The sequence below is a fragment of the Spirosoma litoris genome, from assembly GCF_054776755.1.
Window position 1 is genome coordinate 322,999 of record NZ_BAAHBI010000075.1, and the last position, 19,999, is coordinate 342,997.

The 19,999-nt window shown below is 48.0% G+C and carries 14 protein-coding genes; 6 read left to right on the top strand and 8 right to left on the bottom strand.

What is annotated here, in order from left to right; all coding sequences use genetic code 11:
* Positions 1-16: 16 nt before the first annotated feature.
* From ACYVGR_RS36535 to ACYVGR_RS36545, 3 genes are all read right to left on the bottom strand, one after another.
* Positions 17-3,568, bottom strand: coding sequence for a carboxypeptidase-like regulatory domain-containing protein (locus tag ACYVGR_RS36535; protein WP_460965700.1), 3,552 nt, complete (start codon positions 3,566-3,568; stop codon positions 17-19).
* 351 nt (positions 3,569-3,919) lie between these two features.
* Entirely contained in the window at positions 3,920-4,558 is a 639-nt protein-coding gene (locus ACYVGR_RS36540; protein WP_460965702.1) for an ankyrin repeat domain-containing protein, read from the bottom strand.
* 28 nt (positions 4,559-4,586) lie between these two features.
* Entirely contained in the window at positions 4,587-4,979 is a 393-nt protein-coding gene (locus ACYVGR_RS36545; RefSeq protein WP_460965704.1) for a VOC family protein, read from the bottom strand.
* A 313-nt stretch (positions 4,980-5,292) separates the two neighbouring features.
* Between ACYVGR_RS36545 and ACYVGR_RS36550 the strand changes: the two genes are divergently transcribed.
* Positions 5,293-5,658 (top strand): hypothetical protein, encoded by a 366-nt coding sequence (locus ACYVGR_RS36550; RefSeq protein ID WP_460965705.1) that lies wholly within the window; start codon positions 5,293-5,295, stop codon positions 5,656-5,658.
* 197 nt (positions 5,659-5,855) lie between these two features.
* Here ACYVGR_RS36550 and ACYVGR_RS36555 read toward each other — a convergent pair whose 3' ends face one another.
* The 4 genes from ACYVGR_RS36555 to ACYVGR_RS36570 form a co-directional block, all read right to left on the bottom strand.
* Positions 5,856-8,483: an ABC transporter permease gene (locus ACYVGR_RS36555; protein ID WP_460965707.1), complete on the bottom strand. Its 2,628-nt coding sequence runs from the start codon at positions 8,481-8,483 to the stop codon at positions 5,856-5,858.
* 10 nt (positions 8,484-8,493) lie between these two features.
* On the bottom strand, positions 8,494-9,168 hold the full coding sequence (locus tag ACYVGR_RS36560) for a hypothetical protein (RefSeq protein WP_460965709.1): 675 nt from the start codon (positions 9,166-9,168) through the stop codon (positions 8,494-8,496).
* A 186-nt stretch (positions 9,169-9,354) separates the two neighbouring features.
* A complete protein-coding gene (locus tag ACYVGR_RS36565) occupies positions 9,355-12,027 on the bottom strand; it encodes an ABC transporter permease (protein ID WP_460965711.1) in 2,673 nt (890 codons plus the stop codon).
* Positions 12,024-12,362, bottom strand: a complete 339-nt coding sequence (locus tag ACYVGR_RS36570; protein WP_460965713.1) for a PadR family transcriptional regulator — start codon at positions 12,360-12,362, stop codon at positions 12,024-12,026. The genes ACYVGR_RS36565 and ACYVGR_RS36570 overlap by 4 nt, the downstream gene beginning before the upstream one ends.
* Before the next feature lie 404 nt (positions 12,363-12,766).
* Here ACYVGR_RS36570 and ACYVGR_RS36575 point away from each other — a divergent pair, with 404 nt between their 5' ends.
* Together ACYVGR_RS36575 and ACYVGR_RS36580 are read left to right on the top strand one after the other, a co-directional pair.
* Positions 12,767-13,747 carry a YihY/virulence factor BrkB family protein gene (locus ACYVGR_RS36575; protein ID WP_460965715.1) on the top strand — a complete coding sequence of 327 codons (981 nt, stop codon included), beginning with the start codon at positions 12,767-12,769 and terminating at the stop codon, positions 13,745-13,747.
* Between the two features lie 253 nt (positions 13,748-14,000).
* Positions 14,001-15,671, top strand: a complete 1,671-nt coding sequence (locus tag ACYVGR_RS36580; RefSeq protein WP_460965717.1) for a tetratricopeptide repeat protein — start codon at positions 14,001-14,003, stop codon at positions 15,669-15,671.
* 19 nt (positions 15,672-15,690) lie between these two features.
* Here the strand turns inward: ACYVGR_RS36580 and ACYVGR_RS36585 are convergent, their stop codons facing one another.
* Positions 15,691-16,035: a carboxymuconolactone decarboxylase family protein gene (locus ACYVGR_RS36585; RefSeq protein WP_460965718.1), complete on the bottom strand. Its 345-nt coding sequence runs from the start codon at positions 16,033-16,035 to the stop codon at positions 15,691-15,693.
* A 248-nt stretch (positions 16,036-16,283) separates the two neighbouring features.
* Here ACYVGR_RS36585 and ACYVGR_RS36590 point away from each other — a divergent pair, with 248 nt between their 5' ends.
* From ACYVGR_RS36590 to ACYVGR_RS36600, 3 genes are all read left to right on the top strand, one after another.
* Positions 16,284-17,981 (top strand): sodium:solute symporter family transporter, encoded by a 1,698-nt coding sequence (locus ACYVGR_RS36590; RefSeq protein ID WP_460965720.1) that lies wholly within the window; start codon positions 16,284-16,286, stop codon positions 17,979-17,981.
* Between the two features lie 100 nt (positions 17,982-18,081).
* Complete coding sequence (locus ACYVGR_RS36595; RefSeq protein WP_460965721.1) at positions 18,082-19,314, top strand: MFS transporter; 1,233 nt, start codon at positions 18,082-18,084, stop codon at positions 19,312-19,314.
* A gap of 52 nt (positions 19,315-19,366) precedes the next feature.
* Positions 19,367-19,627, top strand: a complete 261-nt coding sequence (locus ACYVGR_RS36600; RefSeq protein ID WP_460965723.1) for a colicin immunity domain-containing protein — start codon at positions 19,367-19,369, stop codon at positions 19,625-19,627.
* Positions 19,628-19,999: the final 372 nt, after the last annotated feature.

Here is a 19,999-nt window from a genome sequence, read left to right on the forward strand (position 1 = left end):
AGTTTAAACCAAATCGCTATTGAACCCGGATTAGCTGAACACCCAGCACCGGACGGCCATCGGCCGTAATTCCTTGTACCACCACGCGTACCGTTCGCACTACGTCCGATAGCGGAAATCGTAGCTGGCTGTGCCCCTTGCTATCGGTCTGCATGAGTGGTTTCCAATACAGAACATCCCGGTAATCGACGGCGCCAGTAATGGAGTCGGTGGCTACTTCTGTATTATAACGTGGAACGTAGAACTCACGCTGTACCGATGGGTAACCAATAAATTGAATGGGCTTCATACTCTCTTTTGGTTTCGCGTTTGCCTGCATAGAGCGTGCGCTTTTTGTATAAAAAGCAATGACTCCGTTGCCCCCCCTAGCCCCGTATATGCCCGTCGTACTGGCACTTTTCAAGACTTCAATACGCTCAATATCAGTTGAACTGAAGAAAAACAAAGCCGTTCCATATGGGTCTTCGATGGGCATACCGTCCATCAAGTATAATGGTTGTGAACCCATGTTAAAACTAGTTGTTCCTCGTATCGATACATTATAGGAAAGCGGTACAGCGGCCCCTATTCGTTTAACCGTTACGCCGGTTAATCGTCCCTGAAGCATTTCGTATAAATTCTGGAAAACTGGCGATTTCTCATCGACCACAATAACAGCATCAGCCTCATTGTGCAAACTACGCATTTGAATGTCCTCAGGTCTTTTATCGATTTTTTGCGCCCGAACCGACACTTCTTGCAGCACTTTCGCCGTTTTGTCGCGGTAAAAATCAGTATTGGCTTCTTGCCGGGTTCGAGAGGCTTCTAATTGGGCCCGCAACGTCGACCAGTTGGGCGCACCCATCAGTCGACCGGACTCCCATCCTTTGCCGATGGCTTCCTGAACCAGAAAAGCTTCTTTGCTAGAAAGGTTTCTTAACTGACGGTCAGTGATTCGCGTCAGTAGTTGTGTCGTATCGGCAATGGCCAGCCCCGCCAGCCGAAAGCGTCCCTGCTCGTCAGCACCAGCCGATTTTGCGAACGATTGTCCGAGGCCAATCGATGCTACAATAATCTGCGCACCAGGGATGGGTTGACTCTTCGCATTCACAAGCCGGCCCCGCAGCGATATCCCACCCAGCGAATCGGTTTCGGGCGTGCCACTGACCCGTCGCCAACCCTGCGTCAGCAGCAGGTCGTCCAGCGCTCGACGGCTTTCGGCAGACGGCTTCAGGACGTATTGGTTGGGGTTTTCAATACGCCCCCGAAGCTCTCCCGTTAACAACAAATGGGCGGACAAGGTGGCCTCGGCGGTGTCAGCAGGTACGCTGCCCGCATCGGTAATTGAGGTCGATAAAGCGGCTAACGTCGGTAAGCCGTTATCACTCAAATTAAGACTCAGGGTTACGGACTCACGGGGCTGATAGTTGGTTTTGTTGACTCCCATCAGCACACGTACTGGCGCCGTGAATTCGGGCACAAAAATCAATCGTTCGGCTTGAGGGCTAGCACTGGCATCGTAAAGGGTGACTTGCGTCAGGCCCGGCAACCAGCTCATCATGGGCAAGCTGACTTTCGCCACCCCATTCTGCAACAGAATTTTTCGCTGATCGATCACCCGTCCGTGTTGTTGAATCAGAACATATGCAGAGTCGATAGCAGCCCGATTAGTACTCAGGATGGTCAGCGCCAGCCGACTGGTATCACTGATCGCATCGGCTGAAAGCAACAGCCCTTCCGTTTCGGGTTTGGGCAACGAAACATGTTGCAGTTGGTTAGTATACGTTACGTCGGCGTAATAGGTCCGCAGCGGCTTTGGTTCCATCAACACGCTGCCCATCCCCTGCGGATTGGTTTTGAAACTAGCCACTTCAGCACCCAGGTCGTCGACAATACGTCCCGAGATGGGCAAACCCTGACCCGTGGGCTGGACAATTTTCACCCCCAGACGCGCTGGCAATCCAGCAATCCAGCGGCCACCTTCCGGCAATAGCTGAATATCCAGGGGCTGAGCAACCGAATCAGTGCGTACAGCTCCCTCATTGCGCACTAGATTATAAATCGTCACTGATCGCTCGAAAGCTGGGCGTCGTTGAGCGTCATCCTCATCGGTATAAGCCCGCAGGCGATAGGTGCCCGTCAGGAGCGTATCCGACAGACGGAAATTGCCTTCGCCCCGTCCGTCAACGATCCGCACCCACTGGTGTTGCACGAGTTTACCGGTTGCCGTCAGCAAATCTACATGCAGGGCCTTTTCGCCAGTGGCTCGCTGGTAACTAGCCGCGTCGAGGCAGTACGTGCTCATCCAGAGTCGATCACCCGTGGCGTAAAAGGGTTTATCGATGTGTACAAACAAGGTGGGAGCCAGCAACTTGAATCGTTCGTTGAAAGCCTTCGTGATCCGTTCCAGGCGAGCGTCGGGTGGCACGATTTTTCCCTGCGTAACCAACTGATTGGTTAGCAATGATTCCTTCTCATTACTTCCTGGTTTCCAGTCGGCAGGCAGCATTGTCGATAGGCGGTCATTGCCCATCGAGCCTTTCGCTTCCATGCCCTCCGGCATGGTAATAAGCCCATCCACAGTCATTTGCAACTGCCCACTAGGCAGTCTCATTTCCGTATAGGCGTACCGAGCATCGGGATAGGGTGAGAAACCCGAGGTCGCATTCGTATAGAATACGATCAGTTTGCTGGGTGAAACCAATTTACGCTCAGAGGGTAATCGACCGGGTTGAATCAACGTAGCTGGCTTCACGGAAACCAGCCGCTTGTAGTCGTTAACCATAGCGGACAGGGTAATGGCCCGCTGTTCGATGGAGATCGCTTTGGTCAGATCTTCCTGATAAACCATGAAGCCAGCCTGCTCGAACGTGTTGTCAATCAGGCTGGCCATCAAATGCCGGATTGAGCCTTTGTAAGCCATTAGCCGGTTCCGCTGAAACCGGCTGGCTTGCCGCTCGTTCTCGGGCTTTAATTCTTCGAAACGGGCACTACCCGCCGAATACACATTTCCTGACGCCGTGGCATCGAAATGCTGCAACGCATAGATTAGCCGATACCCTAGCGCCTGATTTTCAGTAATTAATGGCTCACTCGCCGTGGCATACAGATGATCTTTATCTTCTTTAAAATTTAGTACTTCGCTGTTGACCAGCAGGCACTGTGAGCCAAATGGTTCGCCGAAGAGTTGCTTTTTAAACTGCCGCAGGTGCCGTTCCCATTGTTTGGGATTGCCCCGCACAGTTACGGCATCCAGCGTTTGTTCACTGGGTTTGAGGGCAAAAATGGCTTTCTGAGCTGCCGTATTATCGAATCGAATTTTTTGCGTAGCTGGTTGATAGCCAACAAATGAAGCGGCTATTTCGACTGTACCCAATGGAATTCCAGCAAGGGTATACGCTCCTTTTTCGTCAGTAACCGCCCCTCGCATTGATCCATTTACATAGACGTTGGCAAAGGGCATGGGCTTGCCCGTTATGGCATCGGTTATATAGCCGGTCAGAACAGCTGTCGTTTGTCCATGAGCGAGCTGGGACGCCATTAGCAGCAGAAGAGCCGTTATACAGCGGATGAAGAACGCGCAACGCATAGAGATTAAATTATTCTCTATAAAAAAGAACTCCTCTATGTAATTATACCTATGGTTGTACTATGTAACGAGCTGTCAATAAAGAGTATGGGCACCATCAACTACGCGGCCTAGCAAGCTAATTAGATGCTCAGAAAGCAGCGGATATAGGCCACGGATTTTTAGGATTAAGCTGATTTACATGGATTCAACTAAAATCATACCTGATCTTAATCACCCGGCGACCTGGTATCCTAAAAATCTGCGGTCTATAGCTTTGGGCTAGCTAAAACGCGCTCCACGATTTCTTTATCGTTCCGCCCAATAGGAATTTGATTCCCACCACAGCCATAAAAAGATTATAGCTGCTCGCTAACTCAGAAGCTGCCTCAATTCAACGTCCTCTTCACTCAGAAAATCGATGGCTTTTGCCCCTTCTTTATTTGGAATGGCTTTGTCGGACCCAGCTTCCAGCAACAAGCGTACGCAGTCGATTTGATGGTATCGGTTTTCAGGCCCGCCGAATTTGAATCCATGAACCGCCCATAAGAGTGGCGTACCCCAAAAGGTCGTACACCGTTTATGGATATCAGAACCTTCCTGAATCAGCCGCTGGACTAATTTATCCCGCCCTGTCCAGGCCGCCCAATGCAAAGCCGTTCCGCCATGACACCCCGCATGGTGAATAGTAGCTCCTTTTTCAATATACAAAAGGCCCACCTGATCAGCATGTAGACTAGCAGCTGCCAGTAATGGTGTATCCTGATTCTCCACTAGTTCATATCCATCTACCCGTGCACCATATTTCAACAGGAGGCTCGCCATCTCAACTGCCTCCTCATCCGAGTATGTATTGTTGAATACACCATCGCAAATTCGGTGAAGGGGGTGCGCTTTGGTGGTATTGTGCTCGTCATACGGCATGCCTTCGTTGGCCAGATCAGGATTTTGATCAAGTGCTTGCCGGATGGCAGCAAGGTCTTTTTGCGCGATTAATTTTTGTAAAGACATTGTATTGGTTGTTGTTCAGGGATACATCCTATTGTCGCTCACCGTAGCAATAACAAAGTCCATCGGGAGCGACGACAAAAAAGACTTCCCATTCGGTCGTTCCGTGGGTTTGACGTTGAAACTCCGATAGGCCTTCTTCCAAGCCATTGGCCTTTAATTCCGCAAACGCCTTTTCGAGATCATCGACCTCGAAGAAACAGCCGTCCTGGGTTGGGTCGCCCCCATTTTCGGCAAGTCCCATCTGAAATTCACCCTTAGACAACGTAGCCGACTTATAAGGGGTATCATCCCTGACGACAACTTGAAAGCCCATGATGGTTTCGTAAAAAGGGATAGCCGTTTCCAGATTGTGAACGGGTAAATTCATTTTATCCTCCTGATAAGGCCAGGCATTTTTAATAAGTACTTCTGTTGCTTCCATTCGTCTTACTGTTTCGTTAACGGATCATTTTTACTCCGTCTCAAGTATCATCTGCTTTTGAGAACGTTCATTCGTCTATCGATGCAAGTTTATAACTAGTAGACCGTAACCTTTTTACGCTCTGTAAGCCGATTAAAAAAAAGAGCAGTCGCATTGTTTGCTTCCATAACTAGCTTCTGCTTTTAATAGATGAAGCTGTATTCCAGATAGCAAACGGTCTTTATCCTGTAAAACTACCGCTGGTGTATTTTGAAAGTGATTAATGTATTCCACTACTGTATATTGCATAGTTCCTTGTAAAACATTAATCCTAATGAAACATCTATCAAGAATATCCGGCCTTCTTTTTATCAGTGCTCTACTGACTTGTTGTGAGGGAAATGAGCATAAAATTTCGGTCAAGGACTCAGATGACACCTATGAGTTCTTCGCCAAATTCGATAAAAGCAAAACCCAACAGGTTCAGGACTTTATCAATGCCGAAGTAGCGCCTACCAGTTCATTTTCAGGCGACAACGTGGATATTACAACCACCCTGGACGATCACACTAAATTCAAATTGGAAGAATCGCCGGGTCGCGTGCGGATCGAACTGGATAAAGGGGATAATTCCGAAGCATCGTACCGGCGAATCAAGAAAATGTGCGAGGGGATTAAAAAAGAGCTTGGTGAGTTGTAGTGCGAAAAAAAGTGAAAAATAGTCGCGGCTTCGAAAACAATTCTTCGTGGCGCTAGTTATGTACTCGTAATTCGCTGATAAATGGGGATACTGTGAAAGGTACCTGATTGAAAAAATAACCATCTATTGAGCGAAACAAAAGCCAGGTGACTTTACGTCGTCTGGCTTTCTTTTTAGGGCATCAATTCATCAGGCTTCTATTCACTCCGTAAGCTTTTAACTGGATTCATCAAAGCCGCCTTGATACTCTGATAACTCACTGTCAGCAAGGCAATCCCAATCGCCAGCAATCCGGCCAGCGCGAAAATCCACCAGGAGATATCTGTTTTATAGGCAAAATTCTGAAGCCATTGATTCGTAACCCACCAGGCCAATGGACTGGCAATGACAATGGCAATGATCACCAGTTTTAGGAAGTCCTGCGAGAGCAATGTAACAAGGCTTGCGACGGTGGCCCCCAATACTTTACGCACGCCAATTTCTTTGGTACGTTGCTCGGCTGTGAACGTAGCCAACCCAAATAAGCCAAGACAGGAGATAACAACGGCCAGAATGCCAAAGTAATTAATGAGTGCACTGAGCTGTTGTTCGCTCTGATAGAGCCGTCCATACACTTCGTCGATAAACTGATAAGCAAAAGGATAATTCGGGTTGAACTCTGCCGTGATTCGTTTGATGTCAGCAAGCGCCTGCGTTGTTTGCCCAGCCCGTAACTTAACCAGAAAATAGCTGGCATTCTTATCATCGAACGCCAGAATGAGTGGTGCAATTGGTTGATGAAGCGACTGGATATGAAAATCACTGATTAAGCCTATGATCGGGCCTTTGCCATGCCAGAACTCAATTTCCTTCCCAATTGGGTTTTTCATGCCCATGAGTTTAGCAGCCGCTTCGTTGACGATGTAACTTGACGAATCGGCCGAACCGTTTGTACCAAATTCGCGGCCGGTCAGTAGCCTGATGTTCATGGTTTTCAGAAAATCCGGGCCGACATAATTCCCAGAGATTTCGGGATGGAAATTCGGGGCGCGACCGGGCCAGTTTACGGTGCTTGATGTCGATAGAATGTTGACAGGTAATTCGTTGGTAGCTGCCACCGATGCCACCAACGGGCTTCGCGATAATGCCTGCCGAAAAGCTTCTTTCCGATTAAATAGCAATTCGCCTTCGAGCGGAATAGCCACTACATTTTCCCGATCGATACCAAGCGACTTCGTTCGGACGTAGTTCAGTTGCTTACTAACCGACAACATTGCCACAATCAGAAAGATGGATAGCGCAAACTGAAACACAACCAATCCTTGTCGAAACAATACTGAACCAGAACCAAACCGCTGCTGCACCGCCGAACTGGCTCCTTTCAGCATCCGAATTGGTACGAGTGACGACAGATAAAAAGCGGGATAACTACCTGCGATCACACCTGTTACCAAGACCAACGCCAGTAGGCTTAGCCAAAGCAATGGATCAGTAAAGGTGAGTGTAATCTGCTTATCGAAGATTGAGTTAAAGATTGGCAGAAATAGCCATACAATGCCCAACGCCAGCACAACCGCGAGTAAACTTGTCAAGAGGGATTCACTCAGAAACTGGCCAAGCAGTGATCGACGTAACGCGCCCACTACTTTTCGAACGCCAATTTCTTTGGCTCGCAAGACCGAACGAGCCGTCGATAAATTCATAAAATTGACGCAGGCAATCAGCAGGATGAACAGCGCCACAACAGAGAAAATGCGTACATACTCGATTCGCCCGCTCACAGCCTTTCCATTCTGGAAGATCCCGTAGAGGTAAACGTCGGCGATCGGTTGCAGGGCTAGCGCAATGGGTATGTCGAACTGGGTATACCGGGCGTAAAGCCCCCGCATAGTGTGCTCGGCCTTGTCGGTTGAGGTATTGGCCTGAAGACGAACGTAGGTTCGGAACGCGTTGTTGCCCCATTCTCTCATCCAGGGCTGCTCGAATAGACTGAAATTGGCCACCCAGTCGAAACGTAGTGTTGAGTTGGTCGGGATATTTTCGACGACAGCCCCAACCGTATAATAACGGGTGTTGTCGAGCTGAAGTTGTTTGCCCAGCGCCTGTTTGTAGCTTCCAGGACTAGCTGAAAAATAAGCTTCAGCCATTTTTCGCGAAATAACAATCTGGTTTGGATTGGCTAATGCCGTTCGCGGATCGCCCGCTAGTGCTGGTAGCTGAAATACATCAAAAAAACCGCTGGTAGCGTAATACCCTACTTCTTTAGCGGCCTTTTCACCGACTTTTACCAACTGATTCGGCCAGCTGGCGAACTTGGTAACGTACTGGACTTCCGGTATGTCTTTCTGAATAGTCGCAGCCAGCGGACCTGGCGTGTTATCATTCGTGAAAATTTCGCCATTATAAGTCGAATTGAGCCGAACGAAATATACGTTTTCGGCACCCGGCAAGAAGCGGTTATAGCTCCATTCATCGTTCACCCAGAGACCAATAAGCAGGCTACAGGCCATGCCTAACGCCAGTCCGAAGATGTTGATTCCCCCGTACAACTTGTGTTTCCACAGATTTCGCCAGGCGATTTTGATATAGTTACGCAGCATAGTTGGGTTGAGGCTAGAACTTGTCTGATAATAATTTTCCTTCCGTTTTCGTCGTCGTACAAACGGCGGCAACACCGATAGTACATTCAGCACATAGCGTAGACTGGCCTGTGTGCGGCCCGCCCGCTGATACCAGTGGGCGTATAGCTCATCCAGATCGCCTTCAACTTCCTCCAGCGTTTCTTCTGGATGAAGCTGGGTGAGGAGCCAGTGTACCCAGCGGGGCGGATTAGCATTGGGTCGCATCTGGCAATTATTAATTAGGGGTGACTACCAGGTTCGTAAAATGGGCGTCGGTTCCAGGACCGATCCATAAAGCAATGGCTCCTTCCTGTGCTGGACCATGTTTCAGATCATTGACGATCAGGGATGGCTGTGAAGCGCCGTGCACATACAATCTGGCTTTATTTCCCTGAATCTCAATCTTTACTTTTGTCCATTCGCCCACTAACAGATCCACATACGACTCATACTTTTCTGGTGTTTCTTTTCGACTTTTCTCCCAGGGGAAATCAGGGTATGAAATATACTGCACCGAGTGATTCCGGCGCACCTGATCCTCAGCTCGACCATTGGTAGGCCGGAGGTAGATACATTCAAATTTGGAATCATCGTCAGCAACGCGGAAAGCGATGCCCACAAACCCTCGTGCCCCCTCGCCGGCAGTAGCGAGTGGCTTACCGGCCAGTTCCAGCTCGATGGTGCCGTTCTGAAAGCGTAGATTTTTGATTTTGGCATAGGTTACCTGCGAAAAGTTGCTATTACCTGGATCGACCAACCGAACACTAGCTTTCCCGAGATACGTTTCTGTCGATACCTCCACATGAACCGGCGTAAACTCGTCTACGCTGGAAAGAGATAGCTTCTTTATCTGGGCTACACTGATATGCCAACACAGAATAGCCAATAAAACAAAAACTGATTTTCTCATTTTCATTGATTTATATTTATTGAACTTGTTTAAACTTTTATTTCGATGGCTTTTTTGTCATCCCGAGGAATGAGGGATCTTCGGGTGATGTGATCAAATAGGCCTCATCCGAAGATCCCTCGTTCCTCGGGATGACAAAAAAGCACTCATTATTTCTCGATTATAGAAAGTTTAAATGGGTTACTCTCATTCGCTACGTAAGCTTTTCACGGGATTCACCAACGCGGCTTTTATACTCTGATAACTCACCGTCAGCAAGGCAATTCCAATCGCCAGCAATCCGGCCAACGCGAAAATCCACCAGTCGATCGTAACCTTATAGGCAAACTCCTTTAGCCATTGATTCATGCCCCACCAGGCAATAGGGGAAGCAATCACCAGCGCAATCAGAATGAGTTTGAGAAAGTCTTTGGAAAGTAAGGCCACCACACTGCCGACGGATGCGCCCAGCACTTTCCGAACACCAATCTCCTTGGTGCGTTGCTCGGCCGTGTAGGTGGCCAATCCGAATAACCCTAAGCAGGCAATGAAAATGGTCAGGCTTGAGAAGAGGGTTAATACCTGTTCTATTTTTTGCTCGCTGACATAAACCTTTGCAAATCGATCATCTAGAAACGAATAGCTAAACGGAGCCGTGGGTGCAAATGACTCCCATTGCTGCTTCAAGGAAGCGAGAAACTCCGGAAGTTTATCTGTACGGGTTTTGACAAGGATATTGCCTGAATTTCTTCCCAAAAACATGGCCAACGGCCCGATTTTCTGTCGCAGGGATTCGAAATGGAAATCACTTACAACACCAACAACCCGGTACATTATATTTACGCCATTATCATCCGTATGGCCAATCAACTCTCTTCCAATCGGGTTCTTCTGCCAGCCCAAGGCTTTTACAGCCGTTTCATTCAGAATAACAGCGGAGGCATCCGTCGGGAAACGTTTTGAAAAATTACGCCCCTGCACCATACGCATCCCCAGAGTAGGAATGTATTCAGGATCAACGAAATAAAATCGGGTCATAACGCCCTGATCAGGGTTTTCTTTAGTCCTTACGGTGGTGTTATCCATGTTTGTCCGCCCAACGGGTACTTGCCCTGAAATGCTCCCCATGACGACTTGCGGAGATTGGATGATCTTGTCGCGAAATACAGTCTCGTTGTTTCCGAGCATTTGCGTATCATGAATTACCAGCACTTGTTCGTGATCAAAACCTACTTTCTGCACCTGCATGTAACGCAGTTGCCGATCTGCCGTAACGGTGGCGATGATTAGTGAGATGGTAACAAAAAATTGAAAGACCACCAAACCGCTTCGCAGGTTAAAACTTCCTCGTCTGGCTGTAGCCCGTCCTTTCAATACTAAAACAGGCTTAAAGGAAGACAGGTAAAAAGCCGGGTAACTACCGGCCAGCAGCCCCACTAACACAGTACCCGCTACTAAACCAGCGGCTACAGATGAGTTGGTCAATAAACTCATGGTAAGAGCCTTGCCCGTCAACTGATTAAAAAACGGCAGCGCCAAACCTACCAGCAGTAATCCAACCATCAATGCCACCATCGCCAGCAAAACCGATTCAATCAGAAACTGTTGCTGCAATTGACCTTTCACCGAGCCAAGCACTTTACGCACTCCTACCTCCCGCGAACGCCGAACGGCTGTAGCCGTAGCCAGGTTCATGAAATTCACGCACGCAATCAGCAACATAAAGGCAGCAATGGCCATCAGTACGTATACGTACATGATATTTCCACCTGAACTTGACTCGCTCCTGGAATACAAGTGAATATCGGTGAGTGGTTGCAGAAAAACCCCGAAATCATCCCCCCGCTCGCGAAACTGTTTCGGGCTAATTTTCAGCCATTTCTGTATTTCGCTCCCCATCTGCTTTTCAGCGAGTTGGGGAATTTTGGCTTCCAATTGTTTATAATCGTACTGCTCGGGCAGCAGCAGATAGGTCTGATAGTTTATATTATACAGCCACCCCGGCCAATCTATAATTTGATCATGACCAACTAACGTAGCTAGCATATCGAACTGAAAATGAGAATTCGCCGGTACATTCCGAACCACGCCTGTAATGCGATAGGGCCTCTTGTCGCTACCAAATAACAAGGCTTTCCCAAGTGGGTCCTTGTTGCCAAAGTATTTTCGGGCGGTTTCTTCGGTCAATACCACCGTGTTTGGCTCGGCTAGTGCCCGCTTCGGATTCCCTTTAAGAAATGGAATCGTGAATACGTCGAAGAAGGAGGAATCAGCAAACAGCAGATTATCTTCACGGAAGGCGGTTGCTCCATAACTGACGAAATCACTTCCGCCCCAAATACGCGTTGCTTTTAGCACTTCAGGAAACTCCTGTTTCAAGTCTCGGGCGGCATTCTGTCCTAAACTGGTTCCGCCAACGTCTTTTCCGTTCAACTGCAATTTAAGGTTGACCCGGAAAATGCGGTCCGCTTTCTCGTTATACCGGTCGTAGGATAATTCATCCTGTACGTACAGCATAATCAGGATGCAGGTAGCCAAGCCGATGGCCAGCCCAATCACATTAATACTGGTGGAGACTTTTTGTCGTTTCAGGTTGCGAAATGCAATTTTCAGATAATTACGAATCATGTCAGGGTGTAGGTTTGAGGTGGTTCGATAATCTTGTTGTTTACTAGGCCTTCGTCGTCGCACAAAGGGTGGCAACACCGATACTACATTCAGCACATAGCGTAGGCTAGCCTGCGTTCGGCCTGCCCGATCATACCAGTAGGTGTACAGTTCATCCAGATCGCCCTCAACTTCTTCCAGGGTTTCAGGCGGGTGAAGCGTAGTTAAAAGCCAGTTCACCCAACGCGGTGGGGTTTTGTCAGGCGAGTTCATAGGCCACTTAACTGTACTATTTTAGGTGGAATCATTCCCCAAAGCTCCTGACGAAGCTGCTGAATCTCCTGAAGAGCCTTACTCCCCAAAGCCGTTACCCGAAACAACCGCTTGCGCCGTCCGCCCCGCTCTGTGGTACCTCCGCCCAATTCCGAGGTCACGAAGCCTTTCTCCTCCAGGCGAATGAGCGTGTTATGGACAGTACCAAATGTTACAATTCGGCCCGTATGCTCCTCCAGTGCCTGACTAACGGTAACACCATAACCTTCCCCATCCAGAATGGCCACCATTAACAGAACAACCTCTTCAAACTCGCCTAAATACGTACGTCGCATGGCTCTTACCGATTAGTTTATATTTTATCGTACAAATCTCTGGCCAACTTTCGGAATAGCGGTAAATCGAACAAAAAGGGCCATTTTCTGCGTATAAGTGGCTTGGTACTGTCCGTAAATGGACAAAATTTGTCCCGCAATGGACATGGGAAATAGGACTTTCCCTAAAACCAACCGTTTATGTTTGCCAGAGAGCAACCGTACGAGAATTCCCTCACCGTCAGATAAGCGCGATTTTAGTAACAACGACTCTCTATTTGGGTTATTCCTATAGCTGAAATGACTCAGCAACTATCATCAGCGTTAAACAGCCAGCGTTTGGCATACCTACGATGACGACTTCCCTAACAAATTTACTGGCGCGCTTCTACCGGAAACTCTTCGCCGATTCAATACCACTACCTATGGCAACTACCAAGAAGAAAACCAAAACAGACCAGGGCTTCTTTTCCAATGCCTGGACCGTATTACACGATTCGTTCAATGGCTTCATGGACGACCGGTGTTTGAAATTAAGTGCCGCTCTGGCTTATTACACCATTTTTTCACTGGCTCCTCTGCTGGTACTGGTCATTTCGCTGACCAGCATCTTTTTTGGACAGGAAGCGATTCAGGGGCAGATCTTTGGCCAGATCAATGGTCTGGTGGGCAATGAAGCGGCCAAGCAAATTCAGGACATGATTAAAAGTGTGGGATTGTCTGGTAAAACCAGCACCGCGCTGGCAATTGGTATTGTTACGCTGGTGATGGGTGCTACCAGTATCTTCGTCGAAATTCAGGATTCGGTCAACCTGATCTGGCGAGTCAAACCGAAACCAAAAAAAGGTTGGGTCAAGCTTCTCAAAGATCGACTATTATCGTCTTCGTTGGTCGTTAGTCTGGGGTTTCTGTTGCTGGTTTCACTGATCATCAACGGGCTTGTGTTAGCCTTGAGCAGTACACTCACCCGTTACCTGCCAGGTCTGGGTGTATATGTTATCAGTGCCTTCAATTTTCTGATTAGTACGAGTGTCGTTACGGTGTTATTCGGCGTTATTTTTAAGGTTCTGCCCGACGCCAAAATCGCCTGGAAAGACGTGCGGGGTGGGGCTATTTTTACTGCCCTTCTCTTCATGCTGGGGCGTTATCTGATTGGGGTATACATCGAAACCACCAGTACCAGCTCAACTTATGGAGCGGCTGGGTCATTGATCGTTATTCTGACCTGGATTTACTACACGGCAGCTATTCTGTATTTCGGTGCTGAGTTCACACAAGCCTACGCGAATCATTTCGGCATCAAAATAGAACCCGCCGACTATGCTGTGTATGTAGAACAAACCGAACGCGAGCGTGATGTTGCTAAAATACCAATCCAGAAAAAAGTAGAGCAGGCAAACAGCTAAGCAATAAATACAAAAGCCTCTTGAGAGGGAATGAACTGCGTAGAGTTTCATTCCCTCTCAAGAGGCTTTTGTACCATTCCCTCAGAAGATCGGTTCGCCACAGGCAACTCCTATTAACTTGTTCAGGATCAACCCAGAAAATCGAACAAGGGATTTGTTATACAACGAATTGAATGTGTCTCAATCGGTAGGTTGATCGTAAAGTCAAATCAAATTCCACGAATTGACAGGTCGCTTCTTACTGATATTCTTCATGAAAAAGATCATACTTCTGCTCATTTTCATTACGTTGCTTCAAGACTGCAGGCAGAAATCGAACGCTCCATCAACCGAACAGATTAATGACCTGAACCTAAAGAGAGGGCAGCTTATTTTGTGTGGTGCGCCCACGATGCAATTGGGTTCTGCCGAATTCAAAACGTCCTGTAGTCCATCGACTCAAAAAGATTTCGATCTGGCCATAAATCTGTTGCATTCGTTTGAATACGACGAAGCCGAGAAATCATTTGCCAAAGTAATTGATCAGGACCCACAATGCGCGATGGGCTATTGGGGAATAGCTATGGCCAACTTCCATCCGCTCTGGACTCCTCCCACCGAGGCCGAACTCCAAAAAGGTTCTAAAGCCATTCAGATCGCCAAATCTCTTGAAACGTCGGCCAGAGAAGCGGATTATCTGGAGGCTATCGGTGCTTTCTATCAGAATTGGGAAACGGTCGACCATCCAACTCGCTGCCTTCATTTTGAAAAGGGCATGGAAAAGGTTTACAAGAATTACTCTGAGGATAAAGAGGCTGCTATTTTTTATGCCTTGGCGCTCGATGCAGCCGTTAAACCCGACGACCAGTCGTTTCAGAAACAAAAGAAAGCAGGGCAAATTTTACAGGCCCTTTACCCTGGTCAGCCTAATCATCCGGGTATTGTTCATTACCTGATTCATACGTATGATTATCCAGAACTGGCCCAGCTAGGTTTGCCAGCAGCCCGAAAATACGCATCGGTAGCACCCTCATCGGCCCATGCATTGCATATGCCCTCGCACATTTTTACCCGATTGGGGTTTTGGGACGAATGTATTCAATCAAACCTAGCGTCGGTGAATGCAGCCCAATGTTATGCAAAAGCCGCCAGGATAAAGGGGCATTGGGATGAAGAACTCCACGGCCTCGACTATCTGGTTTATGCCTACCTACAAAAAGGAGACACTAGTTCGGCAAAAAAGCAATGGGATTACCTGAAAACGATGACAGAAGTCCATCCGGCCAATTTCAAAGTAGCTTATGCGTTTGCCGCTATCCCGGCCCGTTACGTACTGGAAAACAAACAGTGGGCCGAAGCCGCCACGCTACAGGTAACGCCCGTTGATTTTCCCTGGAAAAACTTCCCGTGGCAGGCAGCCATTATCCATTTTACCCGCTCACTAGGAGCCTCACATATAGGCAATCTTCAGGCAGCCCAGGCGGAACTGAATCAATTGGTTGCGATTCAGCAACGCTTAGTCGAAATGAAAGACGATTACAAAGCCAATCAGGTAGCGATTCAGATACATGCCGCTGAAGCCTGGGTTCAATTGAAAGAAGGAAAGAGTGCACAGGCCTTACAACTGATGCAACAGGCAGCCGACATGGAAGACAAGATGCCAAAACACCCTGTCACACCAGGAGAGGTGTTACCCGCCCGCGAATTGTTAGGCGACATGCTGTTACAACTTGGTAAACCCGCCGATGCCTTAACCGCCTACGAGCTGGATTTACAAAAACACCCCAAACGGTTGAATGCTCTTCACGGAGCCGGTTTGGCCGCGCAAACGCTAGGTGATAGTCAAAAGGCTAAGGGTTATTTCAGCCAATTGGCTACTCTCCCATCTACAAGAACCGAAGTACGACAAAGTCAGCAGTTTCGGCAAACACAAGCAGTTCAATAGATTTTCGTCATCAGAAGGCTTAGGGATTTGGCTGAGTGGCTTCCTCAAACATCCGCATCGCCATCAGCCCATTGCCCACCGCACCACCTGCCCGAAGCGCAGCCGCAATGAAGACGGTTTCGGCAATCTCTTCACGAGTGGCCCCTGCCTGAACCGCATTGGCAATGTGGGCTTCAATGCAATAGGCGCATTGCGTGGTCAGGGCCACCGCTACCGACATCAGTTCCCGATATTTAACAGGAATTGCTCCATCTTTTCGTTCGGCCGTATACTTGAGATTCAGAAAAGCCGCAGCCTCTTTTTTAGCTGAATTAATGAGCGTTTCGGTATACGCACGGTCTTTGGGAGATTGATAGTCGTCCATAGGAATCGATGAATAGGTTCACCACTCAAAGTGCAGCCAGTCAAAATACTAATGATACGCTTCACTTCATACACTCCTTTAGGTAAGGTACTTATCTGCTCATTCTCTGCCCTCCCGACGGCCCCGTGGGCAAAAAATAATACTGGATTAGCCAATCTTTAAATGATTTTAGCCTATACTAAGCCAATTTGAAGAAATAATTGCTTTTTTACAGGCTGATTTCAAAACCTATTTTTCGTACTGCTCCAATGAACCAACTTGCCTTAACCGATTACATTATCTTTTTCCTCTACTTTATCGGTGTTTCTTCGTACGGTTACTGGATTTACCGACGAAATCAAAAAACCAAACAAGACACTAAAGATTTCTTTCTGGCCGAGGGGTCGTTGACCTGGTGGGCCATCGGGGCATCTCTAATTGCCTCTAATATCTCCGCCGAACAGTTCATTGGTATGTCGGGCGATGGTTTCCGCTTCGGGGTTGCTATTGCGGTATATGAATGGCTGGCGGCTATCTCATTGATTATTGTAGCGGTGTGGTTCATTCCCATTTATCTCAAGAATCACATCTACACGATGCCACAATTCCTGAGTACGCGCTATAATGAAACCGTAAGCCTGATCATGGCCGTTTTCTGGCTGTTTTTGTATGTATTTGTCAACCTTACTTCCATTTTATTCCTTGGTGCGCTGGCCATCAGCAGCCTGGTAGGGGGCGACAGTTTTCATACCATCATTATTTGCCTGAGTCTGTTCGCCGTTTTCATCACTTTAGGAGGTATGAATGTCATTGGGTATACAGATGTTATTCAGGTTTTAGTACTTATCATTGGTGGTCTGGTTACTACTTACCTGGCCCTGCAACAGGTTAGCCTGACCTTAGGGCTGGATGGTGGTATTATTTCAGGACTGGGTGCCATGATCAAAGATGCCGACGACCATTTCCACATGATTTTCGAAAAGCCGGGTATTGGTGCGTCCCAACCCGAAATCAAACGTTACCTAACATTGCCGGGTATCGTTATGTATCTTGGTGGCATGTGGGTTGTTAATCTTAACTACTGGGGTTGTAATCAGTACATTACCCAGCGTGCCCTGGGAGCCAACCTCAAAACGGCCCGTACCGGTATTCTCTTCGCAGCCTTACTCAAGATTTTCATGCCGATCATTGTGATGCTGCCCGGCATTGCCGCTTATGTGATTCACAAGAATGGCGGACTTCAGAGCGAAATGCTCCGCAACGGGGTTGTATCGGGCGATAATGCGTACTCAGCAGTACTGACGTTCCTGCCAACCGGTCTGAAAGGCTTGTCGGTAGCTGCTCTGACGGCCGCTATTGTGGCTTCGCTGGCGGGTAAAGCCAACTCGATTTCGACCATTTTCACACTCGATATTTACCAGAAATACATCAACAAAAACGCGAGCGAATCCCGTTCGCTCTGGATCGGGCGAGCCACTATTCTGGTGGCGGTAGCGCTATCCATCGCGCTTGCCTGGGAGGATGCGCTGGGTATTGGTGGCGAAGGTGGCTTTACGTTCATTCAAAAATATACCGGCTACATCAGTCCCGGCATTTTCGCAGTGTTTTTGCTGGGTTTCTTCTGGAAACGTACCACTGGTATCGCAGCTGTTGCAGGGATTTTGGGGGGCTTTGGTTTTGCGGTTCTGTTCAACAACTTCGCTCCTAGGCTATTTGGCCCAGAAACGATCATGTACTCAGCATTTCTGAACAGCGATGGCGTGTACGAGATCCCGTTCCTGGTTGCGATGGGCTGGGCGTTCTTTTTGACCGTCGGTCTGATGATACTTATTAGTCTGGCCGGACCAAAAATAAACCCCAAAGGACTGGCCATCGACTCCTCCATGTTCAAACTGGCACCGGTCAATCTGGCAATGGTTGTTATTATTGTGATGCTGGTTTCAATGCTTTACATTCGATTCTGGTAGTTTTCAAGCACGACAACGTGTAGATACGGCACAAAGAATACCGAGAAATCAACTAAAATCTCTGTGTTCTTTGTGCCTCTGTGTTTATTAATTTTACCTCATGACAAGCCCCTCCTCTTCTCCCTCACTACGCCCGCTATTTGCCCTCCCTGTCATTGTAGCTGCACTCGGCTATTTTGTGGACGTATACGATCTGTTGCTCTTCAATATCGTTCGGGTGCCTAGTTTGAAAGATCTTGGTTTATCCGAAGCCGACATCTCGCTGATAGGCGGTAAGATTATCAATTATCAGCAAACAGGGTTGCTGGCTGGTGGCATTCTGTGGGGTATTCTGGGCGATAAACGAGGGCGGTTATCCGTCCTGTTTGGGAGCATCATTACCTACTCACTAGCGAACATTTTCTGCGGCTTTGTCCACGATCCCCAAGTTTACGCCTGGCTCCGGTTTGTGGCCGGATTGGGTCTGGCGGGTGAGCTGGGGGCAGGTATTACACTCGTCAGTGAGATTTTACCCCCACGCCTGCGGGGCTACGGGTCATCATTAGTGGCTGGTGTAGGACTGTTAGGTGCCGTAGTTGCTTATTTCACAGTTAGTCTGTTCGACTGGCGAACAACGTACTTTGTTGGAGGTGGACTGGGCTTAGGCTTATTACTACTTCGGGTGAGTATTCTCGAATCAGGCATGTTTAAGCGTGCTCAGCAGACAGGCGTATCGAGAGGGAACTTCTGGGCCTTGTTTCGGGGTAAAAATCAGGTTTTACGGTATTTTCGGTGTATGGGTATCGCTCTGCCAACCTATCTGGTTATCGGCATTCTAACTACCTTCGGAAATGAATTTGGGAAAGCGTTAGGCATCGAAGAAGCCATCCAACCGGGACGTTGTGTGATGTTTACGTACATCGGCATGGCTGTTGGCGACTTGTTCAGTGGTCCGTTAAGTCAGTGGCTTAAGTCACGAAAGAAAGCCATCGGGCTCATGATGGGCATGGCGTTCTTGTTTATGGTGATCTATCTGTTTGGTGGCATTAGCTCAACGAATGTGTTTTACGCCACCTGCGTAGCGATGGGCTTTAGTATCGGCTATATTGCTATGTTCCTGACCATCACGGCCGAGAGTTTCGGTACCAACCTGCGAGCTACGGCCACAACGTCTGTAGCCAATAATGTTCGGGCTACAACGTTGCTCACCATTCCGGCTTTTCAGGCCATGAAACCGTCGCTGGGGGTAATCCAGTCAGCCGCTATAGTCGCCATTGTCTGCTTCGGACTTGGTGTCTGGTCGCTGCTTACGATGGAAGAAACGTATGGGAAGGAGCTGGATTATAGTGAGTAAGTTGGGGGCTTTGGCATGGGTTAGCAAAAGACGCTTATAAAATAACAACCTCATGTTAGAATCTGCTTATAGATCAGTCATTGACAGTTATCTAAACCATCGATTGACTGTAGATGAGTTCATTGATTCGTTTATGACGCAGTGGAAAAATGACCGAGAATATAACTCTTTTGATCCCAGATTTCGCAGATTGATTGACCGATTATTTACAAGTTGCGACTGCTATCATGAAGATCCCAAAGGCGAATTTGAAATATCCGAAATAGAATTAAAAAACGAAATCGAGCTTTTGAATTATATATGGTGGGGGTAACAAGATCAAGACTCTTCAATTGAACAATTTCAATCTAGCTCCGCAGTTAGGAGAATAGACTTTATTAAAATAATCTCTTTACATAATCCGGATTTATAACGGCCCGTTAGGGCCATCACAGTGTAGCGTCGGTAGAGAAATTCCTACGTGTAGACAACGTGTGCCGTCAGGTACACAATAGTTATGTACCTGACGGCACATCCATCCCATGAAATTCAATAATTTCTACCGACGCTGCGCTGTGAAGACCCTGACGGGCCAAACGAATGCAATCAAATCCCGAACTCACGTTACTTTTCGAACACTTGATTCCAAACAGAATAATTTCACCCACCTTTATTACTATTTAATCTAGTTTGAACCGCGCTGAAC